General features: G+C 68.7%; 6 protein-coding genes and 2 tRNA genes. 5 read left to right on the top strand and 3 right to left on the bottom strand.

Annotated elements, in window-relative coordinates; all coding sequences use genetic code 11:
- Positions 1 to 328 precede the first annotated feature (328 nt).
- Positions 329 to 580: a hypothetical protein gene (locus B4E30_RS01510; protein ID WP_286793206.1), complete on the top strand. Its 252-nt coding sequence runs from the start codon at positions 329 to 331 to the stop codon at positions 578 to 580.
- Between the two features lie 18 nt (positions 581 to 598).
- Here B4E30_RS01510 and B4E30_RS01505 read toward each other — a convergent pair whose 3' ends face one another.
- On the bottom strand, positions 599 to 2,026 hold the full coding sequence (locus B4E30_RS01505; RefSeq protein WP_286793205.1) for a PLP-dependent aminotransferase family protein: 1,428 nt from the start codon (positions 2,024 to 2,026) through the stop codon (positions 599 to 601).
- 61 nt (positions 2,027 to 2,087) lie between these two features.
- Here B4E30_RS01505 and B4E30_RS01500 point away from each other — a divergent pair, with 61 nt between their 5' ends.
- On the top strand, positions 2,088 to 2,708 hold the full coding sequence (locus B4E30_RS01500) for a YczE/YyaS/YitT family protein (protein WP_286793204.1): 621 nt from the start codon (positions 2,088 to 2,090) through the stop codon (positions 2,706 to 2,708).
- Here the strand turns inward: B4E30_RS01500 and B4E30_RS01495 are convergent.
- Together B4E30_RS01495 and B4E30_RS01490 are read right to left on the bottom strand one after the other, a co-directional pair.
- On the bottom strand, positions 2,668 to 2,880 hold the full coding sequence (locus tag B4E30_RS01495) for a methyltransferase (protein WP_286793203.1): 213 nt from the start codon (positions 2,878 to 2,880) through the stop codon (positions 2,668 to 2,670). The genes B4E30_RS01500 and B4E30_RS01495 overlap by 41 nt on opposite strands.
- A 76-nt stretch (positions 2,881 to 2,956) precedes the next feature.
- Positions 2,957 to 3,029, bottom strand: a tRNA-Arg gene (locus B4E30_RS01490).
- Positions 3,030 to 3,091: 62 nt separating this feature from the next.
- Here B4E30_RS01490 and orn point away from each other — a divergent pair.
- The 3 genes from orn (at position 3,092) to B4E30_RS01475 (ending at position 4,179) form a co-directional block, all read left to right on the top strand.
- Complete coding sequence (orn, locus tag B4E30_RS01485; RefSeq protein WP_286793202.1) at positions 3,092 to 3,715, top strand: oligoribonuclease; 624 nt, start codon at positions 3,092 to 3,094, stop codon at positions 3,713 to 3,715.
- Positions 3,716 to 3,752: 37 nt separating this feature from the next.
- Positions 3,753 to 3,828 (top strand) — tRNA-His (locus B4E30_RS01480).
- Positions 3,829 to 4,179, top strand: a complete 351-nt coding sequence (locus tag B4E30_RS01475) for a metallopeptidase family protein (protein WP_071043274.1) — start codon at positions 3,829 to 3,831, stop codon at positions 4,177 to 4,179.
- Positions 4,180 to 4,200 lie beyond the last annotated feature (21 nt).

Below are 4,200 nucleotides of genomic sequence, written 5' to 3'. Positions count from 1 at the left end.
GCTCGAGGCGAGCCGGAAGCTGGTCACGGGCGTGCCGTCCGGGAGGTGCTTCGTCTCGGGTGGCGTGGCGAGGTTGCCCACCACGGTGATGGTGTCGTTCATGTCTCCTCCTCAGCGTGCGCGGGGGACTTCCCCGCGATGTGAGCCGGCGGCCGCGTGCCCGACGACCGCCGGCACGACCAGCTTCACCGGCGCCGACGAGACCACGACCGTCCCCCGGCTTCGCCGTGGACAGAGCACGGCGAGGCATCACCTGTGCAGGAATGGTGAGCCCCTCGATTGCGATGTCGGAGGTCGAAGCTACGTTCGAACTCGAGAGGAGAGAATCATGATCGTCCTGACCGACACCATCGCGCCGCACCTCACGCGACCCACACCGCTGCGACTGCACCCGGCATCTTTCGGCCTGTGGCGTGTGCTCGACGCGCGGGGCAGGATCGTCGGTCACCTCGAGCGCGTCGGAGACGACACGCTCGAGCGCTGGCGCGCACGTCGTCTCAACCCGCTGCGTCGGGAGTTCCAGACCCTGGGAGATTTCTGGTCACCCGACGACGCTCTCGAGTGCATCCGCTACGCATGACGAGGCCGCGTGCGGGCCTCATACGACGGTCGCGAGTGCGTCCACGCCGGCGTCCGGAGCGAGCCGCCGCACCTGCGGCCAGCGCTCCGCGAGAATGTCGACCGCACGCACCAGCGCGTCTGGCGCACTCGTGAACGGGACCCGAAGGTGGCGGTCATGGCCACCCTCGATCGAGAAGCGCGGTCCCGCCGAGAGCAGAAGGCCCCGCGATCGCACATCCATCACCAGGGCGGAGCTCAGCGGCGCATCCAGCCCGACCCACAACGAGACGCCGCCGCGCACCTCCGGCACGGCCCATTCGGGAAGCCGTTCGCGCAGCGCCGCCGACACGGCGTCGCGGCCCTCCCCCAGCACGTGCGCCCGCTGGGCGACGATCTCGTCCATGCGAGCGACGAGACGCCGAGCGATGTCCTGCTCCAGCTCCGGGGTGCCGAGGTCGCCCTCCGGCCGTGCCGCGACGAGTCGGCGCAGCAGCCCCACCTCGCCCCGGATCCATCCGACGCGCAAGCCGCCCCAGACGGTCTTGCCGACCGAGCCGATGCGCACGACGTGCGCGGGATCGGCGGCGCGGAAAGATCGCACGCCGGAACGGGGCTCCTCGATCCCGAGGTCCGCCGTCGTCTCGTCCACGATGAGGGTGGTGCCGGCCCGCTCGGCCTCGCGCAGGAAGACGGCTCGCTCCCGGTCGGACATCGACCGCCCGGTCGGGTTCTGGAAGTCGGGCATGAGGTACGCGAGCATCGGGAGAGTGCGCCCGAAGGCCTGGGTCGCGCGATCGAGATCCCAGCCGTCGGACGTGGTCACCGAAACGCCGACCAATCGGGCTCCGGCGCGTCGGAAGGCGTCCGCGGCGTGCGGATACGTGGGAGTCTCCAGCAGCACGCGGTCACCGCGCGTCACGAGCGTGCGCGCCAGCAGATGGATGGCGCTCTGCGCGCCGTTCGTGATCAGCACCTGCTCGGGATCGGTCGGCAGACCGCGCTCGGAGTAGCGAGCCGCGATCCCGGCGCGCAGGCGCTCGTCGCCGACCATGTCGTAGCCGGATCGTCCGACCAGAGAGGCTGCGTCGGCCGCCGCCTCGGCGATCACCCCCGACAGCCCCGGCCACGCGGGCGGACTCGCCTGCTGCAGGTCGATCGCGCCCTCGTCGCCTCGCGTATGGCCGGGGTCGTGTCGCCGAAGCGGCAAGGTGATCGAGCCGGATCCGCGCACGCTCGTGATGTGCCCGGACTCTCGCAGACTGCGGTACGCGGCCGCCACCGTGCTGCGGCTGAGGCCGAGCGCGTGTGCGAGCTCGCGCTCAGCCGGCAGTGCGGTTCGCGGAGCGATCCGGTTGTCCATGCACAACAGCCGCACCCCGTCGGCCAGCGCTTCGTAGGCGGGCTCGCGCGACCGCCAGCCGCCGAGCGCAGATGACAGGGAGCGTGCCGAGATCTTCGCATCCACGAAGCCACCTCTATCACATTGGCCCGTTTACCTTGAGCCAATCGAGGTATTGGATCGAGACATGACACGTCGCCTCGTGCAGCTCGTGGTGGGGCTGCTGCTCTACGGAGCCGGGTGCGCCCTGACCGTGCGGGCGGGCCTCGGCGTGGACCCGTGGACCGTCCTCGCCGAAGGTGTCTCCGGTCACATCGGCATCGGTGTCGGGTGGACGACGAATCTCATCGGACTCGGCGTGCTCCTGCTGTGGCTACCGCTTCGACAGCGACCCGGCGCCGGCACCGTGGCCAACATCGTTCTCGTCGGCACCTCCATGCAGGTCGTCCTCGACGTCCTGCCTCCGGCGGAGGGCGCCCTGGGGCAGGTCGCCGCGTGCCTCGGCGGGATCGTGGTGGTCGCCGCCGCCTCCGGCCTCTACATCGGAGCGCACTTCGGTCCCGGTCCGCGCGACGGTCTCATGACCGGAATCCACCGACGCTGGAGGTGGCCCATCTGGCTGGCACGCGGCAGCGTCGAGCTCACGGTGCTTGCCGCCGGGTGGATGCTCGGCGGCACCGTCGGCGTGGGCACGGTACTGTTCGCGGTGTTGATCGGTCCGCTCGTCCACGTCGCGCTGCCGCTGACGGACACGCGACGACGCGGCGTCAGTGCTCGCGGAACTGCGGCCAGTCCGACCCCGGCTTGAGATGGGCGTGCAGTGCGCTCTTCGCGACGTCCATCGTCGGGTAGGTGTCGATCGCCTCGTCTGCGCCGGCCATCGTGACGGTGTAGCCCTCGTCGTCCCGGCGGATGCTTCCCACCACCCCCGCGGGTCCGTAGGCGACCCACAGTCCATGCGTGGTCTCGGTCGTTGCCATGGTGAACTCCTTCCGACGCCACCGACGGTACGCCCGTCATACGCCGAACGGAAGGGGTCGCGTGACCGACCAGGGGTGCCCCCGACAGGACTCGAACCTGCAACCACCGGATTAGAAGGCCGATGCTCTATCCATTGAGCTACGAGGGCCCTTCCAGAGTAGCGAAAGGAGCGGACGCGGCCGGTGTCGGCGCGATCGATAGGATGAGCCCATGGCCGGGAGCGAGAACGACAGACTCGTATGGATCGACTGCGAGATGACGGGTCTCGACCTCGCGGTCGACGAACTCGTCGAGATCGCCGTCGTGGTGACCGATTTCGAGCTGCGAGTGCTCGACCCGGGATTCCAGGTCGTGATCAAGCCGTCCCCGACCGCGCTCGCCAATATGAACGACTTCGTCACCGCGATGCACGAGTCCTCCGGGCTTCTCGACGAACTCCCCGCAGGCGTCAGCCTCGCGGACGCGCAGGCGCAGACTCTCGCGTACATCCGCCGATTCGCCCCCCTGCCGAGCAAGGCCCCGCTGGCCGGCAACACCATCGGAACGGACCGCATGTTCCTGGCGAAGTACATGCCCGACGTCGACGACTACCTGCACTATCGGAACGTCGATGTTTCCAGCATCAAGGAGCTCTCCCGACGCTGGTATCCCCGCGCATACATTCACGCGCCGGCGAAAGACGGCGGCCACCGCGCGCTCGCCGACATCAAGGAGTCGATCCGCGAACTGGCCTATTATCGCCAGGCGGTCTTCGTGCCGGAGCCCGGTCCGACGAGCGATCACGCACGCACCGCCGCGTCATCCGTCGTGTCGTCGTTCGCTCCGATTATGTGAGAGAATCTTCTGGTTGCCCGCTCGGCGGGAGGACATGGTGGCTATAGCTCAGTTGGTAGAGCACCGCGTTGTGGTCGCGGGGGTCGCGGGTTCAAGTCCCGTTAGCCACCCCAATGCGTGACATGGATGCCGAGACATTCGAGGCGCTCGTCGTGGACGAGCTCGACCGACTTCCCGACGACATGGTCGACGGTCTCGACAATGTCGTGTTCGTGGTGGAGGACCGCCCGGAGGACGGGAGTCTCGATCTGCTCGGCCTCTACGACGGATGGTCGCTGACCGAGCGTGATCGATACGGCATGGGCGAGCTGCCCGATCGCATCATCGTCTACCGCGAGCCCCACCTGGACCGGTGCGCCGACGAGCCGGAGCTGCGCCGCGAGGTGCACACGACACTCGTTCACGAGATCGCGCACTTCTACGGGATCGACGACGAGAAGCTGCACGAACTGGGGTGGGCATGACGACGACTCCGACACTCCCAG

It is taken from the genome of Microbacterium sp. UBA3394 (genome assembly GCF_002358725.1).
GTDB lineage: Bacteria > Actinomycetota > Actinomycetes > Actinomycetales > Microbacteriaceae > Microbacterium > Microbacterium luteum.
This window is presented reverse-complemented; position numbering and strand designations above follow the sequence as displayed.